Genomic DNA, 16,512 nt, shown 5'->3' with positions numbered 1-16,512 from the left:
ATATTTTTCAACAATTTTCAACTCTTTTCAGTTTAGATGGTCGCGTGGCCGAGTGGCTAGGCAGAGGTCTGCAAAACCTCGTACAGCGGTTCGAATCCGCTCGCGACCTCCAAAGGGATTCCTTGATTTAATTGGATAAAAAGGTCGCGTGGCCGAGTGGCTAGGCAGAGGTCTGCAAAACCTTTTACAGCGGTTCGAATCCGCTCGCGACCTCCAATATCTTCAAGGAAAAATTGACCGAATAAAAGGTCGCGTGGCCGAGTGGCTAGGCAGAGGTCTGCAAAACCTCGTACAGCGGTTCGAATCCGCTCGCGACCTCCAAATATCCTTCAAGGAAAAATTGACCGAATAAAAGGTCGCGTGGCCGAGTGGCTAGGCAGAGGTCTGCAAAACCTCGTACAGCGGTTCGAATCCGCTCGCGACCTCCCAGTTTCTTGAAGGAAATTTGATTGAATAAAAAAGGTCGCGTGGCCGAGTGGCTAGGCAGAGGTCTGCAAAACCTTTTACAGCGGTTCGAATCCGCTCGCGACCTCCAGTAATGAAAAAGGGTGTTCTCGTTTTGGGAACACCCTTTTTGCTTAAATAGATTTTTGGATGTGATAGTAATAAACGAGCCTGAATAATGTGTAGCCTGTTGTAGTGGTATATTTGCATGAAAGTTTGAAAGGGTCTCAGCGGACGTTATATGGAAGTCTAAGAGTATGATTAATGGAGGGTTTGAGTTTTTCTTTTTTTGAATTGAGAATGAAATGCGTTTTTTACAATTTGTGTTACCGCATTATATTTTAGTCAGAAGTAAAATGCCTTCTAAAGGCAAATGATTAGTTATCGGTTCGTTTGAAACAGTGTTCGATTAACTTTATGTTGATTGGAAAAACCACTCTTGATTCACCTTCATTTCTACTGAAAGTATCGGAAAGTCGAAGATCCATTGTGTTGCTTTTTTAGCTCATAAGGCATTTTTTCTAAAACCTTATGGTATTGCCATCGTATTCTCTTTCTGTGATATTCGTGATTTCGTTCGGGAAAACCGGCCTGTCGAAATCGAATTAACCCTAAGCAAACACACGGAAACTATGTCGCTCAAAGAAAAACTGGAAGAGAAGAAAGCCGGATCCCGTCAAGTGATCCCTGCGGAAGCGTTGGAAGTAATGGATGCTGCGACTGTGTCGTTGAAGGACTCAGGCTTGGCTGGAAAAGCCTTGGGAGTGGGAGAGAAAGCTCCCGGTTTCATATTGCTCGGAGTATTAAGTGATGAGGTGAGCCTTGATTCGTTATTGGCCGAAGGGCCGGTGGTTTTGTCGTTTTACCGTGGTGCTTGGTGTCCGTATTGTAATCTGGAACTGGCGGCTTTGCGTACGGCCCTGCCGGAAATAGAGAAAGCGGGAGCCAAATTGATCGCTATATCGCCTCAGACACCCGATAACAGTTTGGAAACAGTTAAAAAATCAGGTGTGGAGTTTGAGGTGCTGAGTGATGTCGGTAATGTAGTGGCGCGCTCATATGGGTTGGTCTTCGCCTTGCCGGAGAGTCTAAGGAGGGTCTACTCTTCATTCGGAATCGACTTGGAAAAGGTAGATGGAGATGACTCTTGGGAGCTTCCCTTGCCGGCGACCTACGTAATCGATAAGTCGGGAATCGTACGATATGCTTTTGCCGAAGCTGATTACACAAAACGAGCTGAGCCCGCTGATGTGCTTGAGGCGCTTAAAGCCATTTCATGATCTAATAAACGCTCGGCTTTCGCAAAATAGTGCCTGTGAAAAAAGTGATCACTATATAAGGTGTTACCAAATACAAAGAAGCCGTCCCGGTTATGGGACGGCTTCTTTAATTTCTCCGTTTGTTTCTTTTATTGCTTAAGCCTCAACCTCCTCAGGAGTTTCTTCTTCCTGCCCTGCGTTGACCTTGGCTTCGTAAGCTCCGCGCAACGACACGGTCATGAAACCGTAGAACAATCCGATTACGCAGTAAATAAGCTCAGTGATTGTGGCCGAGGTGAAAGTAGCTCCAGGTACATACGACATGAAAGCGAAGAACACTCCGGCTCCAACGAACAGTGCGGGGATGAAATCCAGCCATTGAATCTTTTCGAGACACATAACCGGAATCACAATGATGAAGACAGCTACAGGGAATGCCCAGAAGCCCAAGTCTCCAAGCTGACCGCCAATAGTCATGATGCCGATGGAGGCCAAGATTCCCATTACATAACCAAGGAAAGTCTTTACGCCACCTTTAAGGTCGCAACCGGCAAGGAAATACATTGCCCAAGCCTGGAACGCAATCCAGCCAAAACCGAGGTTTCCTTCAGGTGGAACGTAAGAGTGAAGGACTTGGTCCAGCGCTTGGATCGTAAAAGCCAAGGCGGCCACCATTAGAGGGATGATAATGAACTTTTTAAAACTCATGGGTCTAGAAAAAATTTGTTGATGGATAAAAAGAAAAAGGACCCGTGCGGGATGCTGGAAGCCTTGGCTTGAATTATTCTCCCCAAGACTATCCGGTGCTCGGGCCCGATGTCTGGCTTTTATAAAAATAGTAAAAACGTTTAAATAAGGAAACGCTGTTTCTTATTTTTAACCATCATCCCGCAAAAAGTCAGTGTTTTCCCTGTAATTAACAGGTCTCTGTTTCGGGTTTTAGTCATTTCAAAAGGCTGAAACGTCAAACTGAAGAAGATTCCAGTCCCAATAAAAAAGCCCGACCAAAGTGGCCGGGCTTTTCATTCGCAGTGTCGGTTTTTACTTTATGAACCGACAACAATATCTTCACGAATGATAGTTTCGGTTCTGTCAGGCCCTACGGACACGATATTGACAGGTACTTTTACATAATCCTCGATAAACTTCACGTAGTCTCTCAGTTCCTGAGGGAATTTCTCATACGAGTCAATGCCCGAAAGGCTTTGGTGCCATCCCTTGAGGGTTTCGTATACGGGCTTGATCGGTACGTCGATGTCGAAAGGAAGCGTCTCTGTTACCGTTCCGTCAGACAGTTCGTAAGCAACGCAGGCCTTGATTTCTTCGAAGATGTTAAGCACGTCGGCTTTCATCATGAACAGTTGCGTAACGCCGTTGATCATAACAGCGTATTTAAGAGCAGGCAAGTCAATCCATCCACAACGCCTAGCCCGGCCTGTAGTGGAGCCGAACTCGTTACCTTCCTTCTGCATCCTTTCGCCTGTTTCGTCGAAAAGTTCGGTTGGGAACGGGCCTGAGCCCACGCGGGTACAATACGCCTTGAAGATGCCGAATACCTGACCTACACGTCCTGGGGCCACGCCCAAACCTGAGCAAACGCCTGCGGCGGTAGTGTTTGAACTGGTCACGTAAGGGTAGCTGCCGAAGTCGATATCGAGCAACGAGCCTTGCGCGCCCTCAGCCAATACGCTCTTCTCTTGGTCAAGCAGACCGTTCACCAAGTAAGACGAGTCCTCTACGCGGAAATTCTCTTTGATGAAGTCCATCGCTGCGAAGAATTCCTCGTTCAGTGGCGCCAAGTCGTATTCGAAGCCGTGATTGTCGAGAATGGCGGTGTGCTTGGCTACCAAGGTTTCGTAACGCTCCTTGAAGTTGTCGGAAAGGGCGTCGCCGACGCGCAGTCCGTTACGGGCGATTTTGTCTTGGTATGTCGGGCCGATGCCCTTGAGAGTGGAACCGATTTTCTTGTCGCCTTTGGCCTTTTCGTAGGCGGCGTCAAGCAGGCGGTGAGTCGGCAAGATAAGCTGGGCTTTGGTCGCGATAACCAGACGGCTACGGAGTTCTTTGCCAAACTTGTCGAGGCCTTCAATTTCTTTGCGGAAGATAACCGGGTCAAGCACCACGCCGTTTCCGGCGATATTCAGGATGCCTTCGCGGAATATCCCCGACGGGATTTGGTGGAGGACGTGTTTGATTCCGTCAAACTCCAGGGTGTGGCCGGCGTTAGGTCCGCCCTGAAAGCGTGCCACGTTATCATACTTGGGGGCCAAGTAGTCGACGATTTTTCCTTTTCCCTCGTCTCCCCACTGGAGACCCAATAAGATGTCAACCTTCATCGATTACAAACTTTTCAAATAGTCTACAGCCTGTCGCTCGTCAGGCTTGATGGTGAAAATGGAGTTGAGCTTGGTTATGATCAACAGCTTCTGCACGCTTTCCGAGGGTCCGGCCAAGGCCACTTCCCCTTCGGCGTTGCGGAATTTGGTGAGTATAGTCATCAGTACGCCCAAGCCGCTACTGTTCATGTAACGAACGCCCGAGATGTTCACGGCGCAACTAGTCAGCCCCGACTCGATTTTGTCGTTTAGCAACTCCATTAGCGCTGGGCCGGAGTCTTGGCCGATCAGGTCGCCTTCGATTCTGAGCACCAATATGTCCTCGATTGTCTCTGTCTGGAATTTCATGGTTAGCTGGCGGTTTGGTTAGCGTAACGGGCGCTGGAGGCCCGGGGCGCTGTGGTTTATTGGTATTTCTTCTGGCAGTCCTTGCAGACGCCGTAGATGTTCAGCGAGTGGTGAGTGGCCCTAAAGTCCATTAGCTCGGCCACCATGTTTTGGATCTGCTGTATACGGGGGTCGCAGAACTCGATCACTTTATGGCACTCCGTGCAGATAAGGTGATCGTGTTGTTTGAATCCGTAAGATTTCTCGTAATGGGCCAGGTTTCCGCCGAACTGGTGACGGCTGACAAGATCGCACTCCACTAGCAGGTCAAGGGTATTGTACACCGTGGCCCTGCTGACGCGGTAGTTTTTGTTCTTCATGCTGATGTACAGCGACTCCACGTCAAAGTGTCCCGTGCGGGAATAAATCTCCTCCAGTATGGCGAAGCGCTCGGGGGTTTTCCGCAAGCTTTTGTTGGTAAGGTAGGCGGTGAAAATCTTTTTCACCTTCTCCAAAGTAGATTCCTCTGTGCTCATGCGCGCCGGATAAAACGTTTGCTTAACAAATTTAAAACTATCGCGGCAATTGAACGGATGATTCGCGGATTTTTTTACGCTTGGCCTAAAGGCCGGTACTCCGAGTGCCGCTTATTATATCGATACGGGCCTACTTGAATGGCTTGCCGACAATTTTTTTATTTCGTCCGCCGCTTTGGTCCGATGTTGGTTTCCTGAAATGACAAATCAAGTGACCATTTAATTAAACCATTGGAAACATGGCCGTAAAATTCAAGTCAGTAGCCAAGCCAGTACCCGGTAAACCTTCAGCTCCGAAGCGTTTCTACGCCCAAGCCGTCAGCAACCGCACGATCGATCTCCGAGCCTTTGCCGCCGAGATAGGGCGTATTTCCACCGTCAGCAAGCCGGATATCATGGCTGTGCTCGAATCGTTTGTGGAATTGATTCCCGTCCATTTGAAAACAGGCAACGCCGTGAACCTCGGTCCGTTGGGTACCTTTTACCTTAACGTAAAAAGCGAAGGAAGGGATAAGCCTGAGGATGTTTCTTCTTCGTCGATTATCGGGAACAAATTGCTCTTTAGGCCCAGCAAGTTGATCAAGACCGAACTGAAGTCTACTGAGTACGAAAAAATTACTACAAAACCTGTTGAAACTCTCACTGAAGGCGTGGAGGCTTAATTTGTTTGGGTTGAACAGTTGCAAATTATTCCACGGCTGGCCGTCCCGGATTCGGGGCGGTTATTTTTTTGTCCTTTATTTTTTAAAATCCGTCCTGTCGCCTTGTGCCGAACAACATTAGGCTGACAGGAATTCCAAGCTTCCTCGTGGGGGATGGAGTTGTCTGTTTCGCTTCTTTGTCCATTCTGTTGAGGAAAATCCCCAATCCCAAAGGCTAACTCGATTCTGGTTTTTCCTTTTGTTTCCACAGTGTTTTATTACCTGTGAAGGGAGGGGAGAGGTTTGTCCTCATTAGCATATGTTTGTTTCGCTGGGTTTTTAACAAATTTTGAAAAGCCCTTTGGTCCGATGTTAGCGAAGACAATAACGAAAACAATTTGTCAAACCGCCTAAAACATCAAAAGACATGGCCGTTAAGTTCAAGTCCATCGCCAAGCCGATACCTGGCAAGCCTTCGGCGCCGAAGCGTCACTACGCCCAAGCCGTTAGCAACCGCACGATAAACCTCCGCGCCTTCTCAGCCGAGATAGGGCGTATTTCCACAGTCAGCAAGCCGGATATCATGGCCGTGCTTGAGTCGTTTGTGGAGTTGATTCCCGTTCATTTGAAAAACGGCAACGCCGTAAATCTCGGGCCGTTGGGTACGTTTTATTTGAACGTAAAGAGCGAAGGCCGTGATAAAGCCGAGGATGTTTCTTCTTCGTCGATTATAGGCAATAAGCTGCTCTTTCGTCCCAGCAAACTGATCCGTACGGAACTCAAGTCGATAGAGTACGAAAAAATCACCCCCAAGCCTGTCGAGGTGCCCGTAGAGGGCGTGGACGCCTGATGGGTTACAACACCAAGTCCGTTTTACAGCCAAATGACGGCCGTTCCGTGCGCGGGACGGCTATTTTTTTGCCCTTTTTGCGCTAAAAAGGACCTGTCCTTAATGGGGAAACGACCCGTTCTAACCCTTAAAAGGACCTGTCGTTACCTCCGAAAGGACGTGTCCTTTTTTATTTTGGGTTTGAAGTTGTTCTTGTCGTGCTGTTTTGTTGCGGTTTAGCTCTTGGTCTTACATCTTTGGGGTAGGGGGTGTTGGCAGGGGTGGCCCTTTGTTTTAGCCAAGTCTAGGTGTCTTGAAAAAGGTAATGACAGATCATGGCTGAGTGCCAAACGAAGGGAGTGATATTTATGAAGTGGTCATAATTTAAATAGGCTCAATAAATATTGTAATAGTTACATGTTGTTTTTGGCATTGAAAAGGCTGGAAAAATAAGGCGGGCCCGTCGGCTCCTTTTTAAGGAAAAGACAATTGTATTTTTTCGCAACGATTTTTCTGATTTTTCGTTGTCTTATGTAAGGATTTCTATATTGTATATATTTTGTTAGCCCCGAGTCCTATCGAAAAAAGGCTTCTGAGGTGCTTTTTCAAGGGTTTTGGCTAAAGTTTTAGACTAAAGTTTGCCTGCTTCTATCATGTGGTATGAAGCTGGTTTTTTCTTCGATATTTCCAGTTTAAAATGCTGGTCAGATCGTATGTTTCCTTATATTTGTTAAGGCCTGGGCTGTTCTCGGGCCATATGGTATAACCGCTACACAATCAAGCTTTACGTACACCGCGCACTCTGACGACATATCAACCCCTTCCCCCGGCCAAAGCGTTTTTTTTCGCTAACAACTTTGTTTCTCATTTAGTATTAGAAACCTCCACGTTTTGCGAAACGTTCGCCCGGCCGTAAAGAAGTGTTTATTATCATCCGTCCAGGCCATGTTACGAGAGACTTTTTGTGATAGGTAAGTAAAAAAAACACTTTCAGATGAACATTTTCGTAGCTAAACTCAGCTCAAACACAACAGGTGACGACCTTAATGACGCATTCTCGCAATTTGGCGAGGTGTCTTCCGCAAAAGTTATTTTCGACCGTGAGACTGGCGAGTCAAGGTGCTTCGGTTTCGTGGAAATGGACGACGAAGACCAAGGATACAACGCTATAGAGAACCTCGACGGTTCTGAGCTGGACGGTCGTAGTATCGTAGTGAAGAAAGCCCGCCCTCGTGAGGCTCGTCCTCAAGGCGCTGGCGGTGGTTTTGGTGGCGGTAACCGTGGTGGCTACGGCGGTGGAAATCGTAGTGGCTACGGTGGCGGAAACCGTTATTGATATTACCGTTTACTAGGTATGGCATAAGCCGAAGCGCCGTTCGCCCGAAGGTGCGCTTCGGTGGCTTACGAGCCGGAAAATCCCGGAAGCCTTTAGGCCTCCGGGATTTTTTTGTGCTTAGTGAAAAAGGGAAGTGGTTTTCCGTCGTTGTGGACGGGGCTTAGCTCATGTCGTCTTGGGTGTTGTCTTCCGAATCGTCGCTTTCGGATGGGGGCGGGGGCGTGTAAAACGGGTGCAACTCCTCGCCGAATTCGTAGTCCATACGTTTGTTGGTGGCGAAAAGGTAGGCGAACCAGGCTTTTAGTCTCCGCTTCAGCTCGTCGTTATCATATATACTGTACAGTCCGCGGATCTCTATTATTGGGGACGGTGAGGCGTCATCGCCCACTAGGTCTACGGTCCCGCCCATAGCGCCTAGTGACTGTAAGCGATGGCCCTGGGCGGGGTCCGGAAAGTTTCTGGCGGTTAGCAGGTCGGTGCCTTGGGTCATGGCCCTTAACCAGTCCTCCCGTATCAGCGACGACAATATGTCTGTTGGGAGGTGGGCATAGTGCCCTGTTCTTTTTTTGTACACTCCGGATTCGAAAAAGGGCTTGTCCATTCCGAATTCCGTCTGTTTGGGTCTGACCGGGGCATAGTACGTATAGTCCCTATAGTCGGCCCAATCCACCGCTTCGTACAGAACGGATTCGGGCTTGAGTATATGGGCGAATAGTTTTACCCACTCTTCTCCGTTGTTTTTGCTGAAGTGGGCGCGCTCCATAGGCGGTAACAGGGAGAACATCTTGCCGAAATCGGTGCGGGCCAAGAGCTTTGTGAACGCTTTTGGGTAAACGTTGGTTCCTTCTGCGCCACGCATCAGGTAGTAGGTTACCAAGGCCGAAAGTCCGTCCAGCTCACGGCTTAGGGGCGGGCGGGAGCCTTCCGGTAAGCTATTGAGATAGGAAGACATGCCGAACCGGGCGCTTGCCAAGGCCTTTCCCACATTATAGATTCTCTGTGTGAAGTGCGTCAGAATGTTAAAACCAGTCTCCATTCTCAGTTTATCGCGCCGTTCCATCATCTCAAGGTCCTCCTTCTCTCCGCCCGGACCCATCGAGGTCATCATCTTGGCCAGCTGATCCATCCGTAATCCAATAGTGACCTGCGGGTTAACGACTAGGCCGGAAAGTCCTTTTCGAACGATTATACCCCGGGGCGCGGTTGCGACTCCCAAGCCCTCGGCTTCTAATTCTTTTATAGTCCGGACGGGAAAACCTTTTGGGATGAATGCCAGTATCCGGCAAATATGTTCCAAGGCCAGGTTCAGTCTCTCAAAGCCTTCGTGGGTTTCGGGGAAGGGGACGCTGACAATCTCTAGGTCCGAAAGGCGGTCCAGATCACTTATGTCAGTCTGTACCTCGAAGTCCTTTCCCTTGAACAGTACCGAGCTTTTGGGGAAAGTGTCCCATTCGGGAAGGTTTGGCGGCCGTTCGGCGAATTGTTCCTCGGTCTTGGCATTATAAGCCCGCCAGTTGGTCATTTGCAGTTCGAAGCCCAAGGCGCACTGAATCGGTGGGAGTAAGGATATTCCCTTGCGGTCTTGGCCCTTTTGGGTGGGCTTGGAAGTCTTTTTTCCTCGTTTGTCAAACACTGTTTTGTAGGCGGGTCGGTTGGATTGGGCACCGAGTATTTCGCTTCAAAATTGTGTCCAAACTGGGTCTTGGTCGCGTGGGTTTAGTGATCAGGACGTGTGTCTATAAGAAGTTGATTCGGTGATGAGTAGGTGGAGCGCAGTCCCTGCATGTATTGTTTTCGGGCGAAAAAAAGCCGTAACGCTTCTGATTTCCCGAAGCGTTACGGCTTTTTTATTAATGACTTATAGTCATTTATTTTTGCGGACCTATATCCTCGGGTGTTACGCCGTTCAGGCCGTAAAAGCTCATGATTAGTTTTTGGAAAAGCTTCTGCGGAAGAATTCTCTTCGCTGTCGGGGTAATCGTCTCCAGCAGGGCGCCTACACGGTAACGCAAGGCGGGGTTGCTCTTCTTTAGCATGCGCTCAACGTACGGACCGATCTCTTCCGGACCCGGTGCCTTGTCCATGCCTTCTTTGATCTGACGTTCCATATCGGTCAAAAGCTTGTGATACGGAGAGTCTTTCGGCACGCCCTGTCCGCGGCGGCTATTGGCTATGTTGGTGTTGAAGTCGCCGGGTTGTAGGATCATCACCCTGACGCCAAAGGGGCGGGCTTCCATCCTGAGGGCTTCGGTGAGGCCTTCCACCGCGAATTTGCTGGCGGAGTAGTAACCCCTGAACGGTAACCCCACTTCTCCGGCGATGGAACTTACATTGATAATGGCCCCGTAGCGTTGCTTTCTCATTTGTGGCATTACGGCTTGGCATACGCGCATAACACCGAAAAAATTGGTTTCGAAAGCCGCTTTGGCTTCCTTGACGGGCATTTCCTCTACTGATCCGTTAATTCCCAAGCCGGCGCAATTGACCACGGCGTCGAGTCTTCCCTCGTCTTCTATGATGTCGTTTACGGTTTGTTGTACCGAATCTTCGTTGTTGACATCCATTATCATGGGAATCACTCCCTGTTCCTGCCTGATTTTCCTGCTTGTGCCGTAGACTTTGTAACCTGATTTGGCCAAATGACGTGCAATGGCTTGGCCTATTCCGGACGAAGCTCCGGTAACTAGGACCACTTTTGTTTCTTTTTCTTTACTCATAGTAGGTTTCGGGTGGCGGTACGGGTCCTTTTAAAAGGACGCTTTCTCCATTTTTTTTCGCCGTTTCCGTATTTATTTCCCCCAAGCCTTACATGCTTTTCCTTACGTGAGGCGGTGGTCACCTAGGGCGGATGTTCGCCTCGGCTACCCGTTATGGCGGGTGCATACAGGTTTGGTAACGTATCTTTCGCCTTTTGCGTCGGGAAGTGTAAGGTATTCGCTGTTTTTTTCGTTCCAAAGGTAATAAAGTACGCAAGGCTTTCGGCAACGGCAGGACGTTTTTCGTTAATGCTTCCATGGTTTGGGACCGGCCGTTGGGTTCCCGGCAAAAAGCCGGGGCGTCGGGGCTTGACAGATTGGTGATCATTTCGCTATTTTGGATTATGACCGAGATTGACAAGGAAGAAGAGAAGAAACAGATACTCCGGCGCTATCGTCGTCTGTTGCGCCACGCGAAGCCGTTTTTGAAAGACGACGACGCGAAGCTTATACGCAAGGCTTTCAACGTAGCGGCCGAGGCGCACCGGCATATGAGACGTAAGTCCGGAGAGCCGTATATCTACCATCCCATAGAGGTGGCCGACATCTGCGTCAGTGAGATAGGCCTCGGCCCCACTTCCATTGTGTGCGCACTGTTGCATGATGTGGTGGAGGACACGGAGTGGACGCTTGAGGACATCGAGCGCGAATTCGGGCGTAAGTATGCCCGTATCATCGACGGCCTGACCAAGATCTCGGGTGTGTTCGAACAGGGAACGTCGGCGCAGGCGGAGAATTTCCGCAAGATGTTGCTCACGCTCTCCGACGACGTTAGGGTTATTCTGATAAAGCTCGCCGACCGTTTGCATAATATGCGGACGCTCCAAAGCATGCCTCGCAACAAGCAATTGAAGATAGCCTCGGAGACGATCTATCTGTATGCGCCACTTGCGCACAGGCTTGGTCTTTACGCCATCAAGTCGGAGCTGGAGGATTTGCACCTCAAGTATTCGGACTATACGACGTATCGTGGCATCGCCGACAAGATCAACGAGACGAAGACGGCACGGGCCAATTTTATCCGGAGCTTTATTAAGCCTCTGCAAAAGGAGCTGAACGATTCGAAACTCAATTATGAGATAAAGGGCAGGCCGAAGTCTATCCACTCTATTTGGAACAAGATGAAAAAGCAGAACATACCCTTTGAGGAGGTGTATGATTTGTTCGCAATAAGGATTATTCTGGATGTGCCTTTCGAGTTGGAGAAGTCCGCTTGCTGGCGGGCCTACTCCATAGTGACGGACTATTACAGCCCTAATCCCGACCGCCTGCGTGACTGGATTAGTACGCCCAAGGGCAACGGTTACGAATCACTGCACACTACGGTGATGAGTAGGCAAGGCAAATGGGTGGAGGTGCAGATCCGGACGCGCCGCATGGACGAGATTGCGGAGAAAGGGTACGCTGCCCACTGGAAATACAAGGAGACGCCGAAGGGAGCGAATTCTGGCCTTGAGCAATGGATCTCCCGTGTGAGGGGAATGTTGGAACAGACCGAGAAGACGGCCATGGAGTTCGTTGACGACTTTAAGTCGAATCTTGTCAACGAGGAGGTCTTCGTGTTTACGCCAAAGGGAGAGTTGCGTCCGTTGCCGAAGCACTCGACCGTTTTGGATTTCGCCTTTGATATCCATACCGAGGTGGGCGCGCGCTGTATCGGGGCCAAGGTAAACCAGAAGCTTGTGCCGCTTAACTATAAGTTGCGCAACGGGGACCAGATAGAGATTATCACCTCCGTAAAGCAAAAGCCAAACGAGGGTTGGCTCAACTATGTGGTTACTTCCAAGGCCAGGCACAAGATCAAAGACTCTTTGCACGAGGAGAAAAAACGCTTGGCATCCGACGGTAAAGAGATAGTGTTGAGGAAGCTCAAGCAAATGAAGCTGGAGCCGACCAACGAGATATGGGTGAGCCTGCGAGATCACTTTGGCGAGAAAACCCAGACGGACTTCCTTTCGAAGGTGGCCTTGGGTAAGATTGACCCTAAAGACATAAAGAAATTTCAGGAACGCCGTGAACGCGTTACCAAGAAGCGCACTGGTAGGGCCTCCGACGCCAAGTCGTTTGAGAAGGCGCTTACCAAGGAAAAAGGCGAGAAGACCAATGAACTCCTGATAGGGGAGGATATGGATGTGGTGGATTATAACTTCGCCAAGTGTTGTCAGCCCATCCCGGGAGACGATATCTTCGGTTTTGTGACCGTTAGCGAGGGGATAAAAATCCATAGGACCAGTTGTCCGAACGCAGTGGAGCTGTTGTCGAACCACGGACACCGCGTGATAAAAGCCCGATGGGCCAGCGCGGCAAGCAACGACTTCGTAGCGGACTTGGTGGTGATAGGCACCGACCGTGTGGGGCTTATCAACGATGTGACCAAAACGATATCTGAAGACTTGCAAGTGAACATGCGCTCGATGTCGTTTAGTTCCGACAGCGGAATCTTCGAAGGCAGTCTTCAGGTATATGTGCACAGTCTGAAACACCTGAACACGCTGATCAAGGCGCTGAAGTCTATTCAGGGAGTGATCAAAGTGAAACGGGTGGATTCGAAAGGCAATATGGCTACGGGCTCTTAAGTCCGGTACTTGGCGATCCGGTAGTGCGGAGGGGCGTTTCCCGAAGAGGGGACGCCTCTTCGTTTTGGGGGTGTCCGGTTTTTTGCTTTGTTACCGGTATTTGTCCTTCGGGGCGTTTTTTAGATTCAGAATGACAATGGACAAAGATATCAAGAACATAATATTCGATTTGGGAGGAGTTATCCTCAATATCGATATCCGCCTTTCGGTGGAGCGTTTCGCCGATTTGGCGGGCGTGACCTCTGATGAGGCGTGGGGATTTTTCAAAGGTTCCGAGGTGTTCCATGCCATAGAGGTCGGTACGGGAACAGAGGGGGATTTGGTGGAGGCGATCAGAAGCTTCACCGGTAAGGACCTGAGACCGGAGGAAGTGGTGGGCGCTTGGAACGAGCTTTTGTTGGACTTTCCTGAAGAGCGCGTCGAGGCGTTGAAGAGATTGGGTGAGCGCTACCGGATATTTTTGTTGAGTAATACCAACGCTACTCACGCTACCTATTTCGAGAAACGCTTCGAGGAAGCTTTCGGAGAGCCGATGTCCGGTTTGTTCGAGAAGGTATACTACTCGCATGAGCTGGGCTTGCGGAAGCCGGGGGAAGAGATCTTCGCCCACGTTTTGGCCGACGCCGGGCTTGATCCGTCGGAGACTTTGATGGTGGAGGATACGGCGCCGAACGCCGAAACCGCCGAGCGTTTGGGTATGGAAAGCCTTTTGGTGGAGGCTAACAAGGGCGTGTTTTCAGATTTGTTCGCCGAGGCTTTGGCTTGAAGGTAATGTCTGTAAGGTAAAAAGGACTTGTCCTGAAATAGAAAAAGCCGGCTTTATGGGCCGGCTTTTTCGTGTTCCAAAAGGAAATTTCTTAGCATACTTCTTCGAAAACGCCCTTAAGGTGGCTTCCGATGATGATAGCGTCGCGTCCTTCGATTTGGTGGCGCTCAAGCATATGAACGAGTTCGCCGTCTTTGAACAAGGCGATGGCCGGAGACGAAGGAGGGTACGGCGCAAGGTATTCACGCACTTTGGCAACGGCTTCGGTATCGAAACCTGCGAAAACGGTACGCAAGTAATCAGGCTTTTTCTCGGCGTGTTTGAGGCCGAAGAGCACGCCCGGACGGCAAGCTCCCGCGGCACAACCGCAAACGGAGTTGACGACAACCAAAGTAGTGCCTTTGTTATTTTCGAAATGCTCTGCTACTTCCTCTGCTGTGGTGAACTCACCGAAGCCTTGAGAAAGCAACTCTTCTTTCATTGGGAGAACTAATTCCGCTGGGTACATAAGTGTATTGGTTTTGGTAGGCCCGTCGCCCAAAGAGTGAGTGGGGCGCCGAGCGCTTGGGTTTTCTCGATTACATAAAGCCCAGTTCAAGGCGGGCGGCCTCCGACATCATGTCGGCAGTGTATGGTGGATCGAAGGTAAGCTCGACTTTGACGTCGTTTACTCCCTCGATGGCTTTGACTTTCTCTTCCACTTCCGCTGGCAAAGCTTCTGCTGAGGGGCATGCCGGCGAGGTGAGCGTCATAAGGATATGGACGTTGTTAACCGGGAAAACATTGATCTCGTAGATAAGTCCGAGCTCGTACACGTCGACCGGAATCTCCGGGTCAAAGACCGTTTTGATCGCGGCCAGCACTTGGTCTCTGAGAGGAGTGCCTTCCGTCGGTTGTTCTTGTTTGTTATCTTCCATATTGGCTGGTGATGAGAAACGTTATTCGATGGTATTAAGCCTTTTGCGCCAGCTTGGTTTTGTAAGCCAAGGCGTAGAGTTTCATCTGCTTAATCATGGCCGTAAGTCCGTTTGAACGTTGCGAACCGATGATTCCGCCCATTCCGATCTTCTCTATAAAGGTCAGTTCGGCGCTTAGGATCTCGTCTGGTGTCCGCCCGTCCAGCACGCGAATCAAAAGACTAATCAAGCCTTTGGTGATATCGGTGTTGCTGTCGGCCTTGAAGTTGATTCGGTTTCCGTCTAGGTCCGCGGTGAGCCATACTTTTGATTGGCAACCTTTGATAAGGTTCTGCTCTGTCATGTGCTCTTCGGCCAAGGCTGGGAGTTTTTGTCCCAGCTCCATGATATAAAAGATAGTGCTCTCGCGGTCGTCGCCGAGCAGTGAAAATTCGTCTACTATTTGGTCCTGTACCTTGTTCAAGCTCATATGACTCATCGGTTAGCGAGTTTTGCTAGTCTTTCCACACCTTCGATTAACGTGTCCACTTCGTCTTTAGTGTTGTAAACAGCGAAGGAAGCCCTAACGGTGCCCTCAAGGCCAAAACGGGCCATCAGAGGCTGGGTGCAGTGGTGTCCCGTGCGGACGGCCACTCCCTTGGCGTCGAGCATCATTCCCACGTCGAAGTGGTGGAGGTTGTCGATAACGAAAGAGAGAACGCCTACTTTATGAGTGGCTTGGCCTACTATCGTTACGCCTTTTATGGCCGATATTTTTTCGGTGGCGTAAGCCAAAAGCGCCTCTTCGTGCGCAGCGATTGTCTCCTTGCCCGTCTCGTTAATGAAGTCGACAGCTTTCTTAAAGGCGATCACGTCGCCGATATTGGGCGTGCCGGGCTCGAATTTGTACGGGATGTCGTTATAAGTCGTCTTCTCGAAGGTGACTTCTTTGATCATTTCCCCGCCTCCCATAAACGGCGGCATAGCTTCTAATAACTCGCGCTTGCCGTAGAGGAAGCCGGTGCCTGTCGGGCCGTACATTTTATGGGCCGAGCCTACGAAGAAATCGACGTCGAGCGCCTGTACGTCCAAGGGGAGGTGAGCGCAGGATTGCGCCCCGTCGATAAGGACTTTGGCGCCTGCTTTATGGGCGTGCGCTATGATCTCTTCTACGGGGTTTACCGTTCCTAGTGCGTTTGAGGCGTGGCATGTGGCCACTATCTTGGTTTTTGGAGAGAGTAACTTAAGGTACTCTTCCATAATGATCTCGCCTTCGTCAGTGATCGGAATCACCTTCAAAATGGCGCCTCGCTCTTCGCACAGCATCTGCCATGGGACGATATTGCTGTGATGCTCCATAGCGGAGATAATCACCTCGTCGCCTTGGGCCAAAACCATGCGCCCGTAAGTCTGGACGACTAGGTTGATGCCTTCGGTTGTGCCGCGTGTGAAGATGATTTCCTCTGCCTCGTTGGCGTTGACGAAATCCTTCAAAGCTTTGCGAGTGTCCTCGTATTCCGCCGTCGCGCGGTCGGCTAGCGTGTGCGCGCCACGGTGGATGTTGGAGTTGTCCTTACGGTAATAGTTGTCCAGCGACTCGATTACCGTGTCGGGCTTTTGGTTGGTGGCGGCGTTGTCGAAGTAAACCAAGGGCTTTCCGTTCACCTCTTGGTGAAGGATGGGAAAGCGCTCCCTGATGGCTTGTACGTCTAGGGTCGCGTTGGTCACGGCGTTGTCGTTTATGGGCTGTGCCATGGGAATTCGGGTAAGGTGCTGAAGTGTTCGGAGCGGAGTGGCCGGCCAATAAGCC

At 50.1% G+C, this 16,512-nt stretch carries 16 protein-coding genes and 5 tRNA genes; 11 read left to right on the top strand and 10 right to left on the bottom strand.

Annotation, left to right across the window (positions count from 1 at the left end; genetic code table 11):
* Positions 1–38: 38 nt before the first annotated feature.
* From AABK39_RS13150 to AABK39_RS13125, 6 genes are all read left to right on the top strand, one after another.
* Positions 39–112, top strand: a tRNA-Cys gene (locus AABK39_RS13150).
* Positions 113–142: 30 nt separating this feature from the next.
* Positions 143–216 (top strand) — tRNA-Cys (locus AABK39_RS13145).
* Positions 217–247: 31 nt separating this feature from the next.
* Positions 248–321 (top strand) — tRNA-Cys (locus AABK39_RS13140).
* A 33-nt stretch (positions 322–354) separates the two neighbouring features.
* A tRNA-Cys gene (locus AABK39_RS13135) sits at positions 355–425 on the top strand.
* A 36-nt stretch (positions 426–461) separates the two neighbouring features.
* Positions 462–535 (top strand) — tRNA-Cys (locus tag AABK39_RS13130).
* A 541-nt stretch (positions 536–1,076) separates the two neighbouring features.
* The gene (locus AABK39_RS13125; protein WP_338391802.1) at positions 1,077–1,724 is read left to right on the top strand and encodes a peroxiredoxin-like family protein; all 648 of its coding nucleotides are present in this window, start codon (positions 1,077–1,079) and stop codon (positions 1,722–1,724) included.
* 135 nt (positions 1,725–1,859) lie between these two features.
* Here the strand turns inward: AABK39_RS13125 and AABK39_RS13120 are convergent, their stop codons facing one another.
* The 4 genes from AABK39_RS13120 to AABK39_RS13105 all read right to left on the bottom strand — a co-directional run bounded on the left by AABK39_RS13120 (position 1,860) and on the right by AABK39_RS13105 (position 4,902).
* Positions 1,860–2,411, bottom strand: a complete 552-nt coding sequence (locus AABK39_RS13120) for a DUF1097 domain-containing protein (RefSeq protein ID WP_338391801.1) — start codon at positions 2,409–2,411, stop codon at positions 1,860–1,862.
* 338 nt (positions 2,412–2,749) lie between these two features.
* Positions 2,750–4,039: an adenylosuccinate synthase gene (locus tag AABK39_RS13115; RefSeq protein ID WP_338391800.1), complete on the bottom strand. Its 1,290-nt coding sequence runs from the start codon at positions 4,037–4,039 to the stop codon at positions 2,750–2,752.
* A gap of 3 nt (positions 4,040–4,042) precedes the next feature.
* Entirely contained in the window at positions 4,043–4,387 is a 345-nt protein-coding gene (locus tag AABK39_RS13110) for an STAS domain-containing protein (protein WP_338391799.1), read from the bottom strand.
* 56 nt (positions 4,388–4,443) lie between these two features.
* Entirely contained in the window at positions 4,444–4,902 is a 459-nt protein-coding gene (locus AABK39_RS13105) for a Fur family transcriptional regulator (protein ID WP_338391798.1), read from the bottom strand.
* Positions 4,903–5,141: 239 nt separating this feature from the next.
* Between AABK39_RS13105 and AABK39_RS13100 the strand changes: the two genes are divergently transcribed.
* From AABK39_RS13100 to AABK39_RS13090, 3 genes are all read left to right on the top strand, one after another.
* Positions 5,142–5,564 carry an HU family DNA-binding protein gene (locus AABK39_RS13100; protein ID WP_338391797.1) on the top strand — a complete coding sequence of 141 codons (423 nt, stop codon included), beginning with the start codon at positions 5,142–5,144 and terminating at the stop codon, positions 5,562–5,564.
* 406 nt (positions 5,565–5,970) lie between these two features.
* A complete protein-coding gene (locus AABK39_RS13095; protein ID WP_338391796.1) occupies positions 5,971–6,393 on the top strand; it encodes an HU family DNA-binding protein in 423 nt (140 codons plus the stop codon).
* 973 nt (positions 6,394–7,366) lie between these two features.
* The gene (locus AABK39_RS13090) at positions 7,367–7,708 is read left to right on the top strand and encodes an RNA recognition motif domain-containing protein (protein WP_338391795.1); all 342 of its coding nucleotides are present in this window, start codon (positions 7,367–7,369) and stop codon (positions 7,706–7,708) included.
* Positions 7,709–7,868: 160 nt separating this feature from the next.
* Here the strand turns inward: AABK39_RS13090 and AABK39_RS13085 are convergent, their stop codons facing one another.
* Together AABK39_RS13085 and AABK39_RS13080 are read right to left on the bottom strand one after the other, a co-directional pair.
* The gene (locus AABK39_RS13085; protein ID WP_338391794.1) at positions 7,869–9,341 is read right to left on the bottom strand and encodes a hypothetical protein; all 1,473 of its coding nucleotides are present in this window, start codon (positions 9,339–9,341) and stop codon (positions 7,869–7,871) included.
* A gap of 235 nt (positions 9,342–9,576) precedes the next feature.
* The gene (locus AABK39_RS13080; protein ID WP_338391793.1) at positions 9,577–10,425 is read right to left on the bottom strand and encodes an SDR family oxidoreductase; all 849 of its coding nucleotides are present in this window, start codon (positions 10,423–10,425) and stop codon (positions 9,577–9,579) included.
* Positions 10,426–10,808: 383 nt separating this feature from the next.
* Between AABK39_RS13080 and AABK39_RS13075 the strand changes: the two genes are divergently transcribed.
* On the top strand, positions 10,809–13,040 hold the full coding sequence (locus AABK39_RS13075) for a RelA/SpoT family protein (RefSeq protein ID WP_338391792.1): 2,232 nt from the start codon (positions 10,809–10,811) through the stop codon (positions 13,038–13,040).
* A gap of 136 nt (positions 13,041–13,176) precedes the next feature.
* The gene (locus AABK39_RS13070) at positions 13,177–13,806 is read left to right on the top strand and encodes an HAD family hydrolase (RefSeq protein WP_338391791.1); all 630 of its coding nucleotides are present in this window, start codon (positions 13,177–13,179) and stop codon (positions 13,804–13,806) included.
* Between the two features lie 91 nt (positions 13,807–13,897).
* Here AABK39_RS13070 and AABK39_RS13065 read toward each other — a convergent pair whose 3' ends face one another.
* From AABK39_RS13065 to AABK39_RS13050, 4 genes are all read right to left on the bottom strand, one after another.
* Positions 13,898–14,314, bottom strand: coding sequence for a BrxA/BrxB family bacilliredoxin (locus tag AABK39_RS13065; protein WP_338391790.1), 417 nt, complete (start codon positions 14,312–14,314; stop codon positions 13,898–13,900).
* A 70-nt stretch (positions 14,315–14,384) separates the two neighbouring features.
* The gene (locus tag AABK39_RS13060; protein WP_338391789.1) at positions 14,385–14,723 is read right to left on the bottom strand and encodes an SUF system Fe-S cluster assembly protein; all 339 of its coding nucleotides are present in this window, start codon (positions 14,721–14,723) and stop codon (positions 14,385–14,387) included.
* A gap of 34 nt (positions 14,724–14,757) precedes the next feature.
* Entirely contained in the window at positions 14,758–15,192 is a 435-nt protein-coding gene (locus AABK39_RS13055) for a SufE family protein (protein WP_338391788.1), read from the bottom strand.
* 5 nt (positions 15,193–15,197) lie between these two features.
* The gene (locus tag AABK39_RS13050; protein ID WP_338391787.1) at positions 15,198–16,457 is read right to left on the bottom strand and encodes an aminotransferase class V-fold PLP-dependent enzyme; all 1,260 of its coding nucleotides are present in this window, start codon (positions 16,455–16,457) and stop codon (positions 15,198–15,200) included.
* Between the last annotated feature and the right edge of the window lie 55 nt (positions 16,458–16,512).

Origin of the sequence: Fulvitalea axinellae (genome assembly GCF_036492835.1) — a bacterium.
Taxonomy (GTDB): Bacteria; Bacteroidota; Bacteroidia; order Cytophagales; family Cyclobacteriaceae; genus Fulvitalea; species Fulvitalea axinellae.
The sequence above is the reverse complement of the archived record's forward strand: the minus strand, read 5'-3'. Positions and strand labels throughout refer to the sequence as shown.